18 protein-coding genes and 4 tRNA genes are annotated in these 17088 nt (G+C 41.0%); 11 read left to right on the top strand and 11 right to left on the bottom strand.

The window, feature by feature from the left end; translation table 11 throughout:
• Positions 1-23: 23 nt before the first annotated feature.
• Complete coding sequence (locus ACEYW6_RS12655; protein ID WP_412979955.1) at positions 24-1439, bottom strand: isochorismate synthase; 1416 nt, start codon at positions 1437-1439, stop codon at positions 24-26.
• Positions 1440-1750: 311 nt separating this feature from the next.
• On the opposite strand from ACEYW6_RS12655, the gene menA reads away from it, so the two are divergent.
• From menA to ACEYW6_RS12640, 3 genes are read left to right on the top strand one after another with little or no spacing between them, the layout of a single operon-like run.
• The gene (gene menA / locus ACEYW6_RS12650) at positions 1751-2647 is read left to right on the top strand and encodes a 2-carboxy-1,4-naphthoquinone phytyltransferase (protein ID WP_412979954.1); all 897 of its coding nucleotides are present in this window, start codon (positions 1751-1753) and stop codon (positions 2645-2647) included.
• Positions 2648-2660: 13 nt separating this feature from the next.
• Complete coding sequence (locus ACEYW6_RS12645) at positions 2661-3638, top strand: o-succinylbenzoate synthase (protein WP_412979953.1); 978 nt, start codon at positions 2661-2663, stop codon at positions 3636-3638.
• A complete protein-coding gene (locus ACEYW6_RS12640; protein WP_412979952.1) occupies positions 3623-5008 on the top strand; it encodes a 2-succinylbenzoate--CoA ligase in 1386 nt (461 codons plus the stop codon). The genes ACEYW6_RS12645 and ACEYW6_RS12640 overlap by 16 nt, the downstream gene beginning before the upstream one ends.
• On the opposite strand, the gene ACEYW6_RS12635 is transcribed toward ACEYW6_RS12640, so the two are convergent.
• The 3 genes from ACEYW6_RS12635 to ACEYW6_RS12625 all read right to left on the bottom strand — a co-directional run bounded on the left by ACEYW6_RS12635 (position 5001) and on the right by ACEYW6_RS12625 (position 6349).
• Entirely contained in the window at positions 5001-5447 is a 447-nt protein-coding gene (locus tag ACEYW6_RS12635) for an acyl-CoA thioesterase (RefSeq protein ID WP_412979951.1), read from the bottom strand. The two genes, ACEYW6_RS12640 and ACEYW6_RS12635, sit on opposite strands and share 8 nt — an antisense overlap.
• A gap of 180 nt (positions 5448-5627) precedes the next feature.
• Complete coding sequence (locus ACEYW6_RS12630; RefSeq protein ID WP_412979950.1) at positions 5628-6086, bottom strand: type II toxin-antitoxin system VapC family toxin; 459 nt, start codon at positions 6084-6086, stop codon at positions 5628-5630.
• Entirely contained in the window at positions 6083-6349 is a 267-nt protein-coding gene (locus tag ACEYW6_RS12625) for a FitA-like ribbon-helix-helix domain-containing protein (RefSeq protein ID WP_412979949.1), read from the bottom strand. Before ACEYW6_RS12625 ends, ACEYW6_RS12630 begins: the two co-directional genes overlap by 4 nt.
• A 294-nt stretch (positions 6350-6643) precedes the next feature.
• On the opposite strand from ACEYW6_RS12625, the gene ACEYW6_RS12620 reads away from it, so the two are divergent.
• Positions 6644-7984 carry a tetratricopeptide repeat protein gene (locus ACEYW6_RS12620; protein WP_412979948.1) on the top strand — a complete coding sequence of 447 codons (1341 nt, stop codon included), beginning with the start codon at positions 6644-6646 and terminating at the stop codon, positions 7982-7984.
• Positions 7985-8023: 39 nt separating this feature from the next.
• On the opposite strand, the gene ACEYW6_RS12615 is transcribed toward ACEYW6_RS12620, so the two are convergent.
• The 4 genes from ACEYW6_RS12615 to ACEYW6_RS12600 all read right to left on the bottom strand — a co-directional run bounded on the left by ACEYW6_RS12615 (position 8024) and on the right by ACEYW6_RS12600 (position 9737).
• On the bottom strand, positions 8024-8326 hold the full coding sequence (locus tag ACEYW6_RS12615; RefSeq protein WP_412979947.1) for a type II toxin-antitoxin system RelE/ParE family toxin: 303 nt from the start codon (positions 8324-8326) through the stop codon (positions 8024-8026).
• On the bottom strand, positions 8323-8511 hold the full coding sequence (locus ACEYW6_RS12610; RefSeq protein ID WP_190912562.1) for a hypothetical protein: 189 nt from the start codon (positions 8509-8511) through the stop codon (positions 8323-8325). Before ACEYW6_RS12610 ends, ACEYW6_RS12615 begins: the two co-directional genes overlap by 4 nt.
• Before the next feature lie 89 nt (positions 8512-8600).
• Positions 8601-8685: transfer RNA gene (locus ACEYW6_RS12605), tRNA-Ser, on the bottom strand.
• A 131-nt stretch (positions 8686-8816) separates the two neighbouring features.
• On the bottom strand, positions 8817-9737 hold the full coding sequence (locus ACEYW6_RS12600; RefSeq protein ID WP_412979946.1) for a TIGR04168 family protein: 921 nt from the start codon (positions 9735-9737) through the stop codon (positions 8817-8819).
• A 148-nt stretch (positions 9738-9885) separates the two neighbouring features.
• Here ACEYW6_RS12600 and nadA point away from each other — a divergent pair, with 148 nt between their 5' ends.
• From nadA to ACEYW6_RS12585, 3 genes are all read left to right on the top strand, one after another.
• Positions 9886-10860, top strand: a complete 975-nt coding sequence (nadA, locus tag ACEYW6_RS12595; protein WP_412979945.1) for a quinolinate synthase NadA — start codon at positions 9886-9888, stop codon at positions 10858-10860.
• 125 nt (positions 10861-10985) lie between these two features.
• Positions 10986-11071, top strand: a tRNA-Tyr gene (locus ACEYW6_RS12590).
• A gap of 87 nt (positions 11072-11158) precedes the next feature.
• Positions 11159-11230: transfer RNA gene (locus tag ACEYW6_RS12585), tRNA-Thr, on the top strand.
• 347 nt (positions 11231-11577) lie between these two features.
• Here the strand turns inward: ACEYW6_RS12585 and ACEYW6_RS12580 are convergent.
• Together ACEYW6_RS12580 and ACEYW6_RS12575 are read right to left on the bottom strand one after the other, a co-directional pair.
• On the bottom strand, positions 11578-12282 hold the full coding sequence (locus tag ACEYW6_RS12580; protein ID WP_412979944.1) for a group I intron-associated PD-(D/E)XK endonuclease: 705 nt from the start codon (positions 12280-12282) through the stop codon (positions 11578-11580).
• A gap of 73 nt (positions 12283-12355) precedes the next feature.
• Positions 12356-12428 (bottom strand) — tRNA-Arg (locus ACEYW6_RS12575).
• A gap of 357 nt (positions 12429-12785) precedes the next feature.
• On the opposite strand from ACEYW6_RS12575, the gene ACEYW6_RS12570 reads away from it, so the two are divergent.
• From ACEYW6_RS12570 to cutA, 4 genes are all read left to right on the top strand, one after another.
• On the top strand, positions 12786-13445 hold the full coding sequence (locus tag ACEYW6_RS12570; RefSeq protein WP_190892674.1) for an Npun_F0813 family protein: 660 nt from the start codon (positions 12786-12788) through the stop codon (positions 13443-13445).
• A gap of 140 nt (positions 13446-13585) precedes the next feature.
• The gene (locus ACEYW6_RS12565) at positions 13586-14437 is read left to right on the top strand and encodes a hypothetical protein (RefSeq protein WP_190892665.1); all 852 of its coding nucleotides are present in this window, start codon (positions 13586-13588) and stop codon (positions 14435-14437) included.
• A 24-nt stretch (positions 14438-14461) separates the two neighbouring features.
• Positions 14462-15463 carry a transposase gene (locus tag ACEYW6_RS12560; RefSeq protein WP_412979943.1) on the top strand — a complete coding sequence of 334 codons (1002 nt, stop codon included), beginning with the start codon at positions 14462-14464 and terminating at the stop codon, positions 15461-15463.
• A gap of 5 nt (positions 15464-15468) precedes the next feature.
• Positions 15469-15795 (top strand): divalent-cation tolerance protein CutA, encoded by a 327-nt coding sequence (gene cutA, locus ACEYW6_RS12555; RefSeq protein ID WP_190892661.1) that lies wholly within the window; start codon positions 15469-15471, stop codon positions 15793-15795.
• Between the two features lie 230 nt (positions 15796-16025).
• On the opposite strand, the gene ACEYW6_RS12550 is transcribed toward cutA, so the two are convergent.
• On the bottom strand, positions 16026-16967 hold the full coding sequence (locus ACEYW6_RS12550; RefSeq protein WP_190892659.1) for an ADP-ribosylglycohydrolase family protein: 942 nt from the start codon (positions 16965-16967) through the stop codon (positions 16026-16028).
• Between the last annotated feature and the right edge of the window lie 121 nt (positions 16968-17088).

Here is a 17088-nt window from a genome sequence, read left to right as displayed (position 1 = left end):
TCTCCGCATTTTAGTTAATTTATTTAAACTAATGCTTTCAGTAACGCCTGAAGTTTAAGCTGCACCTCTGCAAACTCCTTGTTAGGATCAGATCCCGCAACGATACCAGCACCAGCATACAATCTCGCGCGATCGCCATCAATCAATGCTGAACGAATTCCTACAATAAACTCGCAGTTTCCCTCAGAGTCTATCCAACCCAGAGGCGCAGCATATAAACCCCTTTCAAAGCTTTCATAACGCCGAATTTCCGCACAGGCCACATCTCGTGCTGCACCCGCAACGGCTGGTGTAGGATGCAATTGTCCAACAATTTTTAATGGGTGTATATTAGTGGGAACCATAGCACTTATTGGTGTCCATAAATGCTGGATATTCGATAATTGTCGCAGCCGTGGTGCTAATATTTGGGGTAACAAACCTAGTTGGCATAGGCGTTGTGTAATGAAATCAAGTACTAACGAATGTTCGTGCTTTTCTTTTTCACTATTGAGTAAGCGATTAGCATTAGCTGCATCTTCAGCAGGGGTTTTACCTCGTGGTGCAGAACCAGCCAAAGCATCAGTGATTAACTGTTGATTATTAATACTAATTAATCTTTCTGGACTTGCACCAATAAAGTTTTGACCTTTGCCATTACTTGTAGAAAAAATATAACAATTAGGATGTATATGCCTAAGATTATTTAAGGATTTAACTAAGTCAAAGTGGTTGCTTGACTTGACATCTAATATATCTGCTAAGACAATTTTACTTAAATGACTAGACCGAATTTTTTCCAAAACAGATGCTACTGAACGTTTAAACTGAGTAGCATTCGTGACAGATTTTTTGTAGAAGTTTGCCTGAAAATAATCAATATTAGGAGAATAATATTCTAAAGATTGGATAAAATCAATTTTATGTTGCAAATTTTCCAACAATCTTTGAATATTTGCATCTTCATTGATAATTATATTTGTTACTAATATACAACGCTGATTTTTCACAGCTACTTGCCAACGTGGAAGAAAGATGGTAGCTGATGGAAATGGATAATCTACCTGGGCATTTTTATCAAAAAAGCTGAAATAACAAAAAAAGTGAGGCCCAGAAAAAGGTTGATTAGTGTTACCAAAATTAATTATATTTTTTAGACAAGATTTGATAAAATGTTCAGCTTGAGTAAAACGATCTGCACCATCAATCTGTAATTTTGCTACAGAATCAATTGCTGCGATCGCTTCTCCTTTACCTTTATCCTCAAAGTAAAAATTTATTTCATTTGCTTGTGTAAGTTTATCCAATACAAGTAAAGGGTCAACTAAATCGATCTCCTGAGAGATACTGACAATTTGCCTGCAATTATTTTTGACGCACTTTTCTTGCACTGCTACCAAAAATTGATATAAATCTTTGTGCTCTACAAAGAGGTTGCTACGACATGGTGAAACTGTCATGGATCTATAGTAAATTTTTTTTAAGTTAACTTCCTAAAGTGTAATTAATCGTGGTCGTATTTCTACAGGTAACATATTAAGTTGTCATTTCACCAGCGTAGGATTTGCCTTGTTTGTGGTGTTCCTAGACCCTGACAAGCCATTTCCAGCCTTGGGCTGCAACGTAAGCGAGGGTAGAGTGTTAACAACACAAGGTTAACGAGCCACAGTAAAAGTGGCAGTTGTTTTTAGCTCATGAATATCTAGCGTCTCTTTAAATTATAAAATCTCAAGTGTGAGTAATATTCCGGCAATTTAATTAATCACGACTGATGACTACCAAGCAGATTTTATATCCCAACTCTAAGTTATGGATGGCAGCGATTAAACCGCCAATGTACAGCGTTGCCATTATGCCCATTTGGGTAGGAACAGCAGTAGCATTTGCCGAAACTAAAATTTTTAATGGTGCAGTATTCTCTACTTTTGTAGCTGCTGCAATCTTAATTCTTGCCTGGGAAAATATCAGCAATGATGTCTTTGATTCCGAAACAGGGATTGATCAAAATAAGCATCATTCTTTGGTGAACTTAACAGGCAATAAGCTATTAATATTTTGGTTAGGAAATTTGTGTTTAAGTTTGGGGTTGCTGGGCATACTAGCGATCGCATTTTGGCAACAAGACCTAACTGTTATCGGCATCATTCTAGTATGCTGTGGTTTGGGCTATATGTACCAAGGGCCTCCCTTCCGCTTAGGATATCGGGGTTTAGGCGAGATTCTTTGCTTTTTTGCCTTTGGCCCCTTAGCAGTGGAAGCAGCTTACTACAGCCAGACTCAAACTTGGTCAATGACAAGTTTAGCAGCCTCAGTCATTGTCGGGATTGCCACAACCTTAGTTTTGTTTTGCTCACATTTTCACCAAGTTAAAGATGACATAGCCGCAGGTAAGCGATCGCCTATTGTCCGTCTAGGAACAGCAAAAGGTGCTCAACTCCTAGTTTGGTTTACTGGTAGTATTTATCCCCTCACCTTGCTATTTGTACTATTGGGAATTTCTCCAGTTTGGACGTTACTGAGTTGGGTAAGTTTACCCTTCGCTGTCAAATTATGTCGCCACGTTCAAGAAAATCACAACCAGCCGGACAAAGTTAGTAACTGTAAATTCATCGCCGTAGCCGTGCATTTTTGGGCTTGCTTGCTTTTCGGACTGGGATTTATGCTTTAGCAATTACTAATTGATGCGTTATCAATTTAAGTTTCGTCCATATCAGCGAAGATTTTTGCGATCGCTTACCACCAATCATGGTACTTGGGATATTCGTGAAGGTATTATCCTCCGTCTCACCGATGAATCAGGTAAACTCGGTTGGGGAGAAATTGCCCCCATTAGCTGGTTCGGTTCCGAAACCCTAGAACAAGCCTTAGATTTTTGTCGCCAAATCCCAGGAGAAATCACAGATGAGATAATTTTCTCCATCCCAGATGAGTTACCTGCTTGTCAATTTGGCTTTGAATCAGCATGGGAGATGGGGAGTGGGGGAGATAATTTTATAACTCCTAACTCTTCACTCTTCTACAGTGGCTTATTACCAGCAGGGGAAGCGGCTTTAAATCAATGGGAAACCTTATGGCAGAAGGGATATCGCACGTTTAAGTGGAAAATTGCCGTGGATGCGATCGCTGATGAACTAAAAATTTTTGAGTCACTGATACACGCCTTACCAACCTCTACGAAACTGCGATTAGATGCCAACGGTGGACTCAGCTGTGAGGAAGCAAACTTATGGCTGTCAACTTGCGACAATCTCAAGGCAAATGGAGAACTACCCCTAAAAATTGAATTTATCGAACAACCGCTACCTGTTGAGCAATTTCAGCGAATGTTGGAATTGAGTACGAGTTATGAAACTGCGATCGCTTTAGATGAATCTGTCGCCACACTTGGGCAACTCGCCGCTTGTCATCAACAAGGTTGGCGAGGAATTTTTGTGATCAAGCCTGGGATAGTCGGATCGCCATCTCGTCTGAGAAAGTTTTGCCACCAGCATCAAATTGATACTGTATTTTCATCAGTATTTGAAACTGCGATCGGTAGAAAATCAGCACTTCAACTAGCAGCGGAATTATCCCGAGACAATAGAGCAATTGGTTTTGGCATCGACCATTTTTTTGAACAAGAAGAAACGTGGTTTCAAAGTTTATGGAACGACCTTTAGACTGTCTTAATAACCTGGCTCAAAATGATTGGCTTATCGGTTATAACAGCCGTAAATTTAATCAAATAGCTCAAGAATTATATTTAGAACTAACACAATTATCAGCGTGCGGAACGCCACCAAAAATCATATTAGCTGAACGTGAACCATTACGATTTTTAGCTAGTTTTATTGCCGCTTGTGCAGCGAATTGTCCAGTTTTTCTTTGTAACCCCGACTGGGTAACACAAGAATGGCAACAAGTCTTTGATTTAGTACAGCCAGATATTATTTGGGGAGAACTTCTACACACTCCCACTCCCCCACTTCCCCACTCCCCACTCCCCACTCCCCACTCCCCACTCATAATGATTCCTACAGGTGGTTCATCGGGGCAGATTAAATTTGCCATCCACACTTGGGAAACTCTCACAGCATCTGTACAAGGATTTACAGAATACTTTCAACTAAAGCAAGTAAATTCTTTTTGCATATTGCCCTTGTATCATGTTAGCGGTTTAATGCAATTTATGCGCTCATTCACTACCGCAGGTAAACTAGCTATTCAACCATTTAAAGCTGTAGAATCAGGTCAAATATTAAATATTAAACAATCAGAATTTTTCATATCTTTAGTACCAACGCAGTTACAACGTCTTCTGGAAAATCCAGAATTAACTGAATGGCTATCCCAATTTAATACTGTACTTTTGGGAGGTGCGCCAGCATGGAACGTACTACTAGAAAAAGCCAGATTTCACCGCATCCGGTTAGCACCTACTTATGGCATGACAGAAACCGCCTCTCAAATTGCTACCCTAAAACCGGATGATTTTCTGATTGGTAAAATTAGCAGTGGCCAAATTCTTCCCCATGCGAAAGTAACTATTCACAATCAGGAAGGTGAAATTTTAAATTCCAATCAAATCGGAAATATCACCATTCATGCTCAATCTTTAGCTCTTGGTTACTATCCGATAACTAGAGAAAATAAAACTGATTTCCAAGTAGATGATTTAGGCTTTTTAGACGCTCAAGGTCATTTAAATATTATCGGACGTAACAGCGACAAAATTATTACAGGTGGGGAAAATATTTACCCAGCAGAGATTGAATCAGCTATCTTATCAACTCAAATGGTTGCTGATATTTGTGTCATCGGCATCCCAGATCAACACTGGGGACAAGCCTTAACAGCGATTTACATTCCCAAAAAATCAGATACCTCTGCCTTAAAAATTCAAACCCTACTTAAAGACAAACTCAGCAAATTTAAAATCCCTAAATATTGGATTCCCCAGCAAAACTTACCCCGTAACTCTCAAGGTAAAATTAACCGTCAACAGTTACAGAAAATTTCCACAGAATTCCTTCATAATTCCATCACATAATCTCTCTCGACTTTCTTCTCTCTGCGTCCTCTGCGTCTCTGCGGTTCGTCTCCAACCACTGAATAATCTCATCAGTTAATTCCTGTTTACTTCTAGTACTTGCATCAATACAAACATGGCGAGTAATAGCCTTAGCAACTATCACTTCACCCACAGTAATTTCATAAGTAATTTCAAACTTCTCAACACCTATTTTTTGGGGAATTAAACTAATCAGCAATTTGTCCCCGCCAAACATAGGGCGCAAAAAATCGACACTAGCATGAACAATGGGGAAAGCTACAGAAGGATTAGTAAAAAAATCTTTGAGATTAATATTTGATGCTTCTAAAGATTCTTCATAAGCTTCATGACAAATACCCAAAACATTAGCAAAATAAACTACCCCAGCAGCATCAGTATCTTGAAAGCGAACCGTGCGGTTATAAGTAAAAGGCATTTTTGACAATTGAATATTAAAAAACAGCAGGTTTATTCCCTGCTTTACAAACTAATTTTATTGCAACTAAGATAAGTCAGTGATAAAAATTTAATTTCCCCAATTCTGAATTTATATCAAGATATTTAGTCTCATTTAATGCTTTGGGGTTGAATATAGAGTGAGGAGAAGCGATCGCTTCTACATTGACTCCAATAGCGGAACCTCGAAGTCATTAAATGAGCAAACATTGTAAGACGAAGCGGCTAAAGCCTTCACCAGCTTGCCGTCGAGAGTCAGCAAAGTAGTACCTATCTGCTGTGAAAGTGCGACATAAGAGCCATCGTAGGCGGAGATTCCATAATTTAATGCGATCGCAACTGCATCCGCCATCAAGTCAGCCGTTGAGACAACACGTAACGGAAAAGCTTTGAGGGTGGCTAAATCTGTCTGAACCTCAGCAGCAGTGTACATCCTTGCACGGACGTACTTCCAGAAGGCGTTAGCACACTCAATGTAAAAGAGGTCTGGAACAAATATTTCCGTCTGTGGATTGGCAAAATGGTCGAAAAGCTGATTAACTTTGGGAGTTAGTGGATCAGCGATAAAATACTTGATACACACACTGGTATCTAACACGCATCTTAGAGGTGTCGTCATCTGTCGCGGTCTTCTCGAATCATTTCAGTACTATCAGGTAATCCGAAATCTGCTGGATTCACACGGCGACGCTGGCGACTTTCTTCTAAGACTTTAAGTACATTCTGACGTTTCTGATCTTCTATTTGCTGTGCTTCAGTCTTTAAAGCTTGCTCTAACAGAGTTATAACTTGGGCATTAATTGAACGGTGTTCAGATGCCGCTAACTCTTGCAGCTTTGTATACAAATCATCGGGTAAATTTCTTACATAAAGGGTAGCCATCGCTTTACCTCGAAGTAGAATTTAGCAAAATGATAGCATAATGCAAGCATTAAAGGGGAGTGGGCTTGTAAGTTTTGTAAGTGCGTACAGCAATTTTGGCATAAAACTTTATTTTTTTACTATTTTTAACCTAGTTATTACTTAGTTAAACTGAAAAAACTATATTAAAATAATTCCGAGTTTTTACAAATGTAAAAAATACCCAATGCAGCTACTATTTCTAAAGTAAAGGCGTACTGTCTATAGTAACAGTCTAATTTTAAATAATATTTACTTTCATAAAATAGAGGACAAATGAGCATAGAAGACTTTGTTTTTGATGTTGCTGAAGAAGCTGTATTCAATGACTTTACGGGGAAAAATAAAGCAGGGGCTATTGCAGGTGGTATGGGAGCATTATTTACAATAGGTGCTTTGGGCTTGACTGGCCCAATTGCTATCCCTATAGCTATAGCCGGAGGGGTTTTAGCTGGTGCAAAAGGTGAATCTTCAGTCAAGAAAACAGCGAAAAATATAAGTTCTGTAGTTGAGAATGTAGCTAATGAAGCAGGTTCTGTTGTTGGCTATGTATCTAAAGGAATAACAGGAGGAATTTCCGGTTTACTTGATGTATTTAAAAGTGGTGATGAGTTTTTCAAGCGAGGTGTTGAAAGACTTGAAAATAAACAGTACATGGAAGCTCTTGAGGATTTTTCTAAAGTTATAGCAATGAATCCTAAATATGCTGAAGCTTATTTTTTAAGAGGTTGCATCTATTCTGACAGACGAGATTATCAAAGAGCAATTGAAGATTATACTCAGACAATTAAAATTAATCCAGATCATCTTGTGGCTTACCGTAATAGGGGACACATTCTATCGGGACAAAAAAATTATAAACGAGCAATCTCAGATTACACACAGAGCATCAGAATTGAACATAGCAACGACGATATTTACTACAGGCGTGGTATGCTATATATTCAAGTCGCTGATTATACAAGAGCCTTAGCAGACTTTTGCCAAGCTATCAATATTAATCCTCAAAATATTGATGCTTACTTAAACAGAGGTTATATCCGTTCGGGATTTAAAGACTACAAAGGTGCAATAGAAGACTATACTCAAGTACTTGCACTAAGACCTAATGAATGCAATATTTACTTGTATCGTGGCAATGCTCGTTTAGAGATCAAGGACTATGAAGGTGCAATTCAAGACTTTAATCAAGTGATTAACATAAATCCAAATGATCTAATCACTATAATGAATCGAGCAAATGCTTACACACATACCAAAGAATATAATCACGCTATTTCAGATTATAGTCAAGTCATCAATAAAAACTCGCAAAATACTGAAGCATACTTTAAAAGAGGATGTGTTCGTAGCCTAATACAAGATTTTAAAGGCGCTATAGCTGATTATAATCAAGTAATTAAATTAGATTCAGATTACGTTTTTGCCTATGTAAAACGGGGTTGTATTCGCAAAAAAAATGGACAGAAGAAAGAGGCAATAGCAGATTTAAAGCAAGCATCTGCTATTTTTTCTAAACAATCGATGGTGAGTGAAGTGCAAACTCTTCAACAAGAAATTCAAAATTTAGAAAAGGAAGTTAAAAATACTCCTTGGTGGCAAACACGGCTGTTTTAGTTAGATTGGAACTTGTATCAAGTAAAGTGAAACCCAACATTACTCATCTGCATCCGCAGAACTCAATGTAATTTGCTGCGAACCATGTATGACAGCCAGTACATCAACTTTCTCTGGTTTGATGTAATAAATAATTCTGTATGAACCTTCAATAACTTCTCGGATTTGTTCGGTTTCAAATTCTAATACAATTCGACCTGACAAAGGAAAATTAGCAATTTGTTCAGAACGCCTAGTAATCCGGTCAACTATTCTAGCCGCATACTGCGGAGAAGTTTGGGCAATATAAGCATAAATTGCTGAGAGATTTTCTACTGCTGTTGTTGTCCAGTAAACGTTCACTCTGGTAGTCCAAATTTCTTCCGCACTTCTTGTACAGAAATAACATTACTAGCTTTGCTATCCGCTAGTCCAGCTTCAATAGTTTGTCGAACATAAATTTGGTACATCAAATCATCCCATGTGGAATTTTCTGGCAATTTGTCAATCAATTTGCGGGCTTCTTCTTTAATATTTAGATTTTTCATTAGTAGTTAACCAAATACTGTTTGTGCATCAATTTGGATATATTGTAGATGCAAAACAGGTGTACTACTTGATCGCAACATTTATTCAACGGAGAGGGGGAGATTCGAACTCCCGGAGGTTTTAGCCTCATCCGATTTCAAGTCGGACGCAATCGACCACTCTGCCACCTCTCCAGTAAATCTGTCAAACTTGTGCTGATCCTAGTTTTAGACGCTATTTAGACGCTTTTGTTGGTTAGCACTAAACTTGACAGATAATACTATACCCTATTCTCTACGCAGATTGCACTACTGGATGCGAATATCTACGACACAATACGCGATCGCTCGTACAAAATTTCCCCCTTAGCCACCTGAAAGTCATTCCCCACCCAAACTAGGGAAACTTGCGAAACCACACCCGCCTCTAGGGTGACAATGGAAAAATTACGCAACTTATCGCCGTCATTTTCCACAATCCTGGGGACACTAGCCGCATTTAAATAAATTGTCCCCTCTGGACTTCTAAAGATGGGCTTGCGCTGCACCTTCTTGGTATGGCGTAAATCTCGGTGCATGTGACCAAATGTCACCAGAGGAATGGTTTTACCAGCAGTCAAGGCTTGAGAAATCGCCTCGCCCAAATCTGGATCGCCAAAGTCGCCGCCAATTGGATGCCAGTCTTTGCCGCAGGGGTCTTCGGGGCGATCGCCTAATCCACTAGGTCCATTGTGACCCAAAAATATAATTGTCTCGTAAGCGGCACTTTTAACTGCTTTGAAGATGCGATCGGCGGATTCTTCTAAACTCGTCACACCGTAACGTTCTTTACAGATTTCCGCGAATTTCCACTCTGGGCCACCCCAAGTAAAAGGACGACCCCCCACTACAGTTAAATTCCAAGCGGGAAAATCCAATTTACCGTAACTGACATGGGACGAACCTAATAAATCGAGTTGTTCCTGTACCCAGTCTTCCTTAGAGCGGTCATAAGGAGCCTTTTTGCGTCCCCATTCGGTGGCGGTGTACCAGGCATCGTGGTTGCCCATCACGGCTGCTTTGGGAATATCGAGAGATGCGATCGCTCTGACCACTTCCACCGATTCATTGCCAAAATCCCCGACAAACAGCACTAAGTCAACACCCAGATGCTTGAGTGCAACGCCATCTTCCACTTCCCATTGGTCGTGAATATCTCCAACTACAGCAATTTTCAGGGTTATCGATTGAGTTTTCTGACTGGTCATGCCACTTTCCTTGCCGTCTATCTCCAGGATATGAAACTCAGCCGGATTTGGACACAATCCCAGGATATCAACCGTCCACTATTTTTGGTAAAAACTACTATAATTGTTCCACAGGACATAAATTTGCAATTTAAAGCACCCCCTAATTGTGTTTACCACTGCACTAGCTCAACGAGAAAACACCCAACTGGGTGAACTACCACTAGATTTGTTTGCCGCCATTGAGAGTCTCAAAAAAGAACTCAACGCCGTTATCCTGGCGCATTATTATCAAGAGCCAGATATTCAGGATATTGCAGACTTTATTGGGGATTCATTACAACTGGCGAAAGCAGCAGAAAAAACCAATGCGGATGTAATTGTCTTTGCTGGCGTTCACTTCATGGCAGAAACAGCAAAGATACTTAATCCCGATAAATTAGTACTTTTACCAGATTTAGATGCTGGTTGTTCTTTAGCCGACAGTTGTCCACCAGACAAATTTGCAGCTTTTAAAGCAGCGCATCCAGATCATTTGGTGGTGTCTTATATCAACTGCTCTGCTGATATCAAGGCCATGAGCGATATTATTTGCACCAGTTCCAACGCTGTCAAGATTGTCCAGCAGATACCGAAAGAACAGCCGATTATTTTTGCCCCAGATCGGAACTTGGGGCGGTATGTTATGGAACAGACTGGACGAGATTTGGTGCTATGGCAAGGTAGCTGTGTTGTCCATGAAACCTTCTCAGAAAAGAAAATTGTCCAGTTAAAAATTGCCCACCCCGAAGCAGAGGCGATCGCACATCCAGAATGTGAAAGTAGTGTATTACGCCACGCCAGCTTTATTGGCTCCACAGCCGCCTTACTCAAGTATTGTCAAAACAGCCCCACCAAAGAATTTATCGTTGCTACGGAGCCGGGAATCATTCACCAAATGCAAAAACTAGCTCCTGACAAGCATTTTATTCCTGCACCGCCGATGAATAACTGTGCTTGTAACGAATGTCCCTTTATGCGGTTAAACACCCTAGAAAAGCTCTACTGGGCAATGAAAAATCGTACTCCCGAAATTACCATGTCAGAGGATATTCGGCTGGCTGCACTGCGACCAATGCAACGAATGCTGGAGATGAGCGTGTAACCAGTATTTTTTATCTAGATGGTAGAGACGCAATTTTGTCGCGATCTCTACCCACAAAGTTATTTTTTCTAACCACTTGCTAATTATAAAAGGTGGTGCTAAGATTTTAAATCGTGAGACAAATCGGGTCGGTGTCCGAGTGGTTAATGGAGACGGACTGTAAATCCGTTGGCTAGCGCCTACGCTGGTTCAAATCCAGCCCGGCCCACCACTTACGAAGTTATAAGTTATAATGACTGGGTTAAGAGCAAAGCTCCCAGCATTGTAACTTACAACTAAAAAACTAAGTTTATATTTTGCCCGTGTGGCTCAGTGGTAGAGCACACCCTTGGTAAGGGTGAGGTCACGAGTTCAATCCTCGTCACGGGCTTTTTGAATTGATAAAATAATCAACGCAAAATTAAGCCTTTCAGGGTTTTAAGGAATCTGGATGTTGAAGATATAACTCTCTTCCTTGCATTTTTGACTATGCGGGACAGAATTTTGACTATGATTTGACATAGAAAACAACTACTGTAGCTTCAGATACTATCTGTATACTGCAATAGAGGGGATATGAATATAGAACATTAGCTGCTTAAGGCTTATCTAAGCCAATTAAGCTGTTCAGGTATCCACTCATGTGAAATAGTAAATATCCATTTATCTTCAAAGTGCGGTTCGTCAGTTCTATAAAGTTAATAGTGATTTAAGTCTATCGCGAGCTAAATTTTATCGCTAAGAAGCATTAGTTATTGATGATTTAATATTTTCTACAGTTTCTGTTAATTTTACCTCTACTTTTATATAAGCTTTCTTCACCCAATAACCTCTAGGCGGCTTTTCTATCCCATAAGCCTTACACCACTTCTCTACAGCCTTGTCAGACACACCTAAATCTCTCCCAATTTGCGCTGTTGGCTTTTCCCAAACTAGTTTTCCTAGTTCTTCTTTTGATGGCCTTTCAACTTTTCTGGTGTGAATTCTAGAGTCTGGGTTAACCTTTCTAGTTGTTAAATCAACTCCAAACTCTTTGTAGGTTCGCTTAAGTGCTACTTCAGTTAAATCTGTAAAATCCTCCCACCAATAAAAAGGATTGGTTGATTTAGGCGGCGTTGTCCTGATACCGCAACCGCCAAACGTGATTGATGGATAAACTACTTTGTTTATATCTGGCAAATAAAGACCATAGAAATCAAAGTCATCAGATTTGTATTTTTTCTCATGACAACCATTCTTGTCTGCCCAATTGCTTTTATTTTTCAGTGTGCCATCACAACTGTATTTAGCTTGAATTCTGTAACATTTGCCATTTTTGTAGGCAATCAGATCAAAGGGTGCGTGATCAGTTACTACTGGTACAAAAACTGAATATTCTTTCTCGACTAAATCTGCTATAACTTTAGCTGCTGCTAGATCGCCCTTATCTTTTGTATGGTGCATTTATATGAACTCTCAAGCCTATTATGGTAAATTACCATGAAAAGGCTTCTTTAGGGTTCGTATTAAGTTAAAACGAGCGCGGCAGGGTTCGAACCTGCGACCAACGGATTAGAAATCCGTGGCTCTATCCACTGAGCTACGCGCCCAAAACAAAATAATGGCTCCTGAAGGAGTCATCTGCACTATTATATCGTGTTCACCTACCAAGAAGCAATCGAAAATTGCAGATTTACTACTAGCAAGGCTAAGATGCTAGTCGCTAGTTAGTTAATCTACACCGAAAACGAAACAGATGGGGTATTGGTTTAGATATATTGAGTTGTCAATGGGTTATTTGCCTGTTAACGCCAACGCCTTCTGGGCCGCTACCTTCGGGAAGTATCTGGCGATCGCTAGGCTCATTTCCACAGTATGCTAGGTAATTTCAGCCTTGGCGATGCTGCCAAATGCCATTATATATTCCATATTAAGAGTGCCCCTGTGAGGAGTTATTTGCTAGTGCCATGTTTATTCTCAAACGGCAGGATGTTGAAATATCAAGCATTCAGCACCCAAAAAAGGATCAGCAGGTGCCGATTCTCAATTATCAAGGGCAGACTTTTCGCTTGATTAGTGTTTTCAAAGCTAGTCAAGAGGAAGAAGCTAGAGCCTTATGGAGAGAATTAACGGATAATCGGGGTAAAGCCTGTGTTTTATTGGAGGAACCGGAACGCTTTAGCGTCTGGGGTAAAATCCGTTTAGAGCAGCTGGATAGTGACACAGGTGGTCATGGCAAAACGGCGATTTTAGTCCAAGCCAGTATTTTGCTGTTGCAAGGTGTTTCTATCGACATTGAAGATTTTTTGGGTGCTCGGCAAGCTGCATTATTTGAAAAAGATATTGCGGAAGTGTTAAAGCAGAAGCAATTTCCTCAAGCATCTTCCTTAGAAGCAGTGAAATATTTGGTATCTACTAATCCGTTACCGACAGCCAAAATACCTGATTGGCAAGAAAATCATGTAGTTATCTTATTACAAGAACTGCATCGATTAGGAAAGGCGTATTTTGGCAACGCTAATTTTACCAAACAAGTGATTTATAAGCTAGAAGATATGCCAGAAGCCGAGCGATCGCTATTTTTCGCTTGGCTAAATCAATCGCCACTAGGTAAACTATGGCAGTAGCATGGAAATTCTTTAACAAAGTTCCTGCCACTGGCACTTGCTTTTGGTGTCCGATTGTGTATTACCTAGTAGACACACTGCTAGACATACAGTCCTTTAACTCAAAATACTGCCAGAGTGCATCTACATAGTCAAGCCCTATGAATAACTCTTACGAGAATTCGTTCCTTTCTAAATCAATTTTCACCACTCAGAACATTGTCTTAGCTAATATTGGCTGGGCCGTACTAGCACTGCTATACTTTTTGTTGTTTAGTGCCAAAGTTCCCGGAGCAGATGGCATAGAAAGCCGGGCCGAGTGGTATGTGATTGGCACAAATATTTTTGAAGCTTTAGCTTATTTGGGTGCCAGTATCTTATGCTTGAGGAACTGGCTAAGTCCGCAAATCGTCAGTGGCCGAAATGTTTGGCTCTTAATTGGCTTAGGTATGCTTTCCTATTTCGTTGGGGGGATAATTTTCGGCTATACCGAAATAATTTTAAAAGATGAACCGGATGTGTCTTTAGGCGATATATTTTTTGTACTTAGTTATCTATTACTTGGCGCAGGCATGATTTTAGCTGTGGCTTCCAGGCGAATCAATCTGGAAAAATGGCAGTGGCTCATTGTGTTAGCAATTGCAATGTTCGGTAGTTTGTTGGCATGGTGGATTTCTATGCAACAGGGAACACCCTCAGAACTGCTAGTCGCTATTTTGAATTGGTTTTACGTAGTTAGCGATGTGGTTTTGTTAATTATTGCTACCACTCTGCTATTAGCCTTTTGGGGGGGAAGAGTTTCCCAGTCTTGGCGAATGATTGCAGCGGCGGCATTTTCGCTCTACATTGCAGATATGTGGTTTAAATACGCCCAAGACCCCAATTATCAAAGTGGGGAGATATTAGAAGTGTTTTGGGTGTTTAGTGGAGTGTTATTTGGACTGGGCGCTGTCTTAGAATATGACGCATCACTAAGACGAACGCGGCGTACCAGCGGACGAAAACGAGCTTAGTAATAAAGATTTTTGGTATCTACCGTGAGAAAACTAACAGACTCTGACAAGCAAGAAATTCTTAAGTTATATCGAGAGACTGCCGAAACAACCTCAACTTTGGCAGACCGCTATGGTGTGAGTAATTCGACAATTAGTCGCCTGCTCAAAAGCACTTTGCCAGAAGATGAGTATGAATACTTAGTCTCCTTAAAGCGGGCTGCAAGAACTCCTGAGGGTAGGGCGCAGGTAAGCTACGAGCAATTACCGCTGCTGAGTCAACCGGAGCTTGAGATAGAAGTTCCACCCATTGAGAGCCACCCTGTGGAAGTGCCGAAGGTTGAGCCGCAGCCACGTCGGGTAATTCATGTAGAGGAGCAACTTTACTCAGAGGAAACGGCCGAGTCAATCGCTGCTAGTAGACGGGTGCGGCGACGCCCCTCAGCGGCGGAAAAACCCAAACTCCGAGTCACAGAGAAATTAGAAACTCCAGAGCCAAAGCCGCCGGAAATCGTTAGCATCCCTATCCCACCGCTAAAGAATGAACATCCAGGAGCGGCCGTCATCGCGCACATGCTGGGCGAAGATTTGCTAGACGAATCGGATGATTTGGACGATTTAGAAGATGATGATTTAGAAGATGACGACTTTGAGGAAGAAGATTTTGATGACGATGACCTGGATGACCAAAGGCCGTTAGTCACAAAAAGAAGACCAGGTGAAGCATCAGTTCAAGTTTTACCTCTGTCGATAGCCAATTTGCCGAAAACTTGCTATTTGGTGATTGACCGTTCTTCGGAATTAATTACCCGACCTCTCAAGGACTTTGGTGACTTGGGGCAAATTCCCAGCCTGGAAACCCAGCAAAGAACTCTGCCAGTCTTTGATAACCATCGCGTTGCAAAGCGTTTTTCTACGAAGCGCGATCGCGTGATTAAAGTTCCCGATAGTAAAATGCTCCATAAGGCTCGGACTCATCTCCAAGCTAAGGGCATTACACGACTGCTGATTGATGGTCAGGTCTATTCTTTGTCTGCAACGGTTTAGAGGTCATGGAGACACCTGCTGGCTATGGTGTGGTATTGGTGACAACTGGCAACATCCAGGAGGCAGAAACAATTGCAAATGCCCTTGTGGAAGCTAAACTCGCTGCTTGTGTGAGTCTGTTACCAATCCACTCAATTTACAGATGGCAAGGGGAACTGCATAAAGAGCAAGAATGGCAATTATTGATTAAAACTGATTTGGCACAATTTCCTGCAATGGAGGCCAAAATTAAGGAACTGCACACCTATGAAGTGCCAGAAATTATTGCTTTACCAATTGTTGCCAGTTCTCAAGCCTACTTGCAGTGGATTTCTCAGCAAGTTAAAAGTTAAAGAGTGAGGAGTTAGAATTTTCATAACTCCTCACTTTTTCCTCTCAACTAATAACTCTAAGTAAAGCTTTGCGTAAAATCGTGGCGAATTGAGGGTTAAAATTTAAACGCATAGGCGCTTCTCTACGAGACGCTACGCGTAGCTTGCTTCCACGAAGTGGTACGCCTTCCCGCAGGATAGGGCCGCGAAGGTAAGCACAGAGATACGCAAAGAATTAATGAAATGTTGTCCTAAGCGTAAACAGCCCTCGCAAAACGCTCTGCCAAGTAGATAATGTCCTGTTTTCGGGCAATTTGGTTCATCCATTGTCTGGGAATATTTTCCACGCCGTAGTAAATACCCGCTAACCCACCGGTGACGGCAGCGGTAGTATCTGTATCTCCGCCTAAGTTGACAGCTTTTAGCACTGCTTCAGAATAAGATGAGCTATTTAACAAGCACCATAAGGATGATTCTAAGGTATCAATCACATAGCCACCAGAATTAATCTCTTCCACTGGTACTTTGGCAATTTCACCACTGAAAACTCTGCCAAAATGCGGCTTCTCTAACAAAAACTCCCGCACAGAATAAATTGTTTGAATATCTTGCAATCCTTGTAGATAAGCTGTTTGAAGGTCAGCCCCTTCCAAGAGCGCCACTGCAATACTAATATAAATGCCGCAGGCCATTTGCGATCGCGCATGAGCATGAGTAATCGCCGAAACATCATGCACCCGTGCCAGCAATTCGCTTAAAGTGAAGCTTCTGTGACAATAAGCCATCGGCAAGATTCTCATCAATGAACCATTGCCATTACTATTTTCAACCTTCCCGCCCGCTTGATGGGGAACAACTCCCTGTTTCAGGCGCATAATTGCTGTGTGGGTAGTTTGACCAATATCAAAGACATCGCCACGGGGAGTCCAGTAAGCCTCCTTGTACCAGCGCCAGAAGGAATTGGCTATAGCATCCAACGAATACCCTCTACAAAGGCATTCTGCCAAGCAAAAGCTTAAGGAACTGTCATCTGACCAAGTTCCTGGTGGTTGATTCCATGTGCCATAACCTAACATCGTTGTCACTGGAGATTTTACTCGTTCAGCGCGGCTAGTAAACTCCACCGGCACACCCAACGCATCACCGACACATAAACCCATCAAACCAGACAACGTTTTTGCAGCGGTTAGCATTATTCAATCTCCACAAGAATTGCTCAAAATTAACTTTATAGATTCGCTCTATAGCTTGTTGCAACAGATGCTACAGCCTACTTTTTCATCCTCTGTGAAAAGTTCGGCAAAAATTGTTAAC

The organism is Nostoc sp. UIC 10607, from assembly GCF_047228265.1.
Taxonomy (GTDB): domain Bacteria; phylum Cyanobacteriota; class Cyanobacteriia; order Cyanobacteriales; family Nostocaceae; genus Nostoc; species Nostoc foliaceum_A.
The sequence above is the reverse complement of the archived record's forward strand: the minus strand, read 5'-3'. Positions and strand labels throughout refer to the sequence as shown.

Coding starts and splice junctions, on each gene's coding strand:
- ACEYW6_RS12655 (WP_412979955.1), bottom strand. CDS start 1,439: ATGACAGTTTCACCATGTCGTAGCAACCTCTTTGTAGAGCACAAAGAT.
- menA (WP_412979954.1), top strand. CDS start 1,751: ATGACTACCAAGCAGATTTTATATCCCAACTCTAAGTTATGGATGGCA.
- ACEYW6_RS12645 (WP_412979953.1), top strand. CDS start 2,661: ATGCGTTATCAATTTAAGTTTCGTCCATATCAGCGAAGATTTTTGCGA.
- ACEYW6_RS12640 (WP_412979952.1), top strand. CDS start 3,623: ATGGAACGACCTTTAGACTGTCTTAATAACCTGGCTCAAAATGATTGG.
- ACEYW6_RS12635 (WP_412979951.1), bottom strand. CDS start 5,447: ATGCCTTTTACTTATAACCGCACGGTTCGCTTTCAAGATACTGATGCT.
- ACEYW6_RS12630 (WP_412979950.1), bottom strand. CDS start 6,086: ATGACGACACCTCTAAGATGCGTGTTAGATACCAGTGTGTGTATCAAG.
- ACEYW6_RS12625 (WP_412979949.1), bottom strand. CDS start 6,349: ATGGCTACCCTTTATGTAAGAAATTTACCCGATGATTTGTATACAAAG.
- ACEYW6_RS12620 (WP_412979948.1), top strand. CDS start 6,644: ATGAGCATAGAAGACTTTGTTTTTGATGTTGCTGAAGAAGCTGTATTC.
- ACEYW6_RS12610 (WP_190912562.1), bottom strand. CDS start 8,511: ATGAAAAATCTAAATATTAAAGAAGAAGCCCGCAAATTGATTGACAAA.
- ACEYW6_RS12600 (WP_412979946.1), bottom strand. CDS start 9,737: ATGACCAGTCAGAAAACTCAATCGATAACCCTGAAAATTGCTGTAGTT.
- ACEYW6_RS12580 (WP_412979944.1), bottom strand. CDS start 12,282: ATGCACCATACAAAAGATAAGGGCGATCTAGCAGCAGCTAAAGTTATA.
- ACEYW6_RS12570 (WP_190892674.1), top strand. CDS start 12,786: ATGTTTATTCTCAAACGGCAGGATGTTGAAATATCAAGCATTCAGCAC.
- ACEYW6_RS12565 (WP_190892665.1), top strand. CDS start 13,586: ATGAATAACTCTTACGAGAATTCGTTCCTTTCTAAATCAATTTTCACC.
- cutA (WP_190892661.1), top strand. CDS start 15,469: ATGGAGACACCTGCTGGCTATGGTGTGGTATTGGTGACAACTGGCAAC.
- ACEYW6_RS12550 (WP_190892659.1), bottom strand. CDS start 16,967: ATGCTAACCGCTGCAAAAACGTTGTCTGGTTTGATGGGTTTATGTGTC.